The 518-nt window shown below is 64.5% G+C and carries 1 protein-coding gene; it reads left to right on the top strand.

Annotation, left to right across the window (positions count from 1 at the left end):
• The coding region (locus AC1DTN_RS39260) for an MlrC C-terminal domain-containing protein (RefSeq protein WP_477925666.1) at window positions 1-365 on the top strand (365 nt) is incomplete at its 5' end.
• Window positions 366-518: the final 153 nt, after the last annotated feature.

The following is a 518-nucleotide window of genomic DNA, read 5'->3' as shown; positions in this document are numbered from 1 at the left end:
ACGCACCGCTGCACGGCGATTTCAGGGTGCATGCGTTGAGCGACGGGCATGTCGCGCTGAAAGGCCCCATGGCGATGGAGCCGAGCGTCGAGCTCGGGCCGACCGCGTGCCTGGAGATCGACGGCGTGTTTGTCGTCGTCGCGAGCGCGAAGACGCAGATGCTCGACCGCGAGCTGTTCCGTTGCGTCGGTGTCGATCCGGAGCGCATGAAGATTCTCGTCAACAAGAGCTCGGTCCATTTCCGTGCCGACTTTGCGCCGATCGCCGAGGCGATCCTCGTCGCCAAGGCGCCCGGTCCTATGGCGGCGGAGCCGGCCGACCTGCCATGGCGCAAGCTGCCCGCGAGCATGGCGCGCCGGCCCTGATCCGTTTCGACGTTCAATGACTCCAACTCAGCCCATGCCGATTACTCCCGCTCAACACCTCAGCGCCTTGCGCGAACAGGCCCATGAATTCATCGGGATCCGTCACCGTATCCATCAGAACCCCGAACTCGCGTTCGAGGAGTTCAGCACCAG

Source organism: Rhizobium sp. 01T444 (assembly GCF_056398305.1).
Note: the sequence above shows the minus strand (reverse complement) of the source record. Positions and strands in the feature narration are given on the sequence as shown.